The following is a 291-nucleotide window of genomic DNA, read 5'->3' on the forward strand; positions in this document are numbered from 1 at the left end:
CGAGACATTGCTAAGTCCATTTTTTCATAATGTGGCATTCTATGATTCGGCACATCGACAGCGACAGCAGCAGGTGCTACTTTTTTACTAGCTACCTTTGGCGGTGGTGGTGCTGTATAGCCTGCAGCAAGCGTGTTGTTTTGGTTATAGCGATCATAGGTGTCTGGGATTTTAGTTTCTAAAAACTCAACGGCTTTAATTATTACTTCACGTAGTGCTTTTTCTTTTGGTGTATCTGACCAACCACTAAGACTCCCTCCACCCAATGCGCCACCAAAGTTTGTTGCTGCG

The 291-nt window shown here is 44.3% G+C and carries 1 protein-coding gene; it reads right to left on the reverse strand.

What is annotated here, in order from left to right; all coding sequences use genetic code 11:
• A partial coding sequence (locus tag SB765_RS28970) for a hypothetical protein (RefSeq protein WP_410932396.1) occupies positions 1–291 on the reverse strand: 291 nt, incomplete at both ends.

Source organism: Pseudomonas sp. SIMBA_067 (genome assembly GCF_046534675.1).
In the GTDB taxonomy this organism is placed as follows: Bacteria; Pseudomonadota; Gammaproteobacteria; order Pseudomonadales; family Pseudomonadaceae; genus Aquipseudomonas; species Aquipseudomonas putida.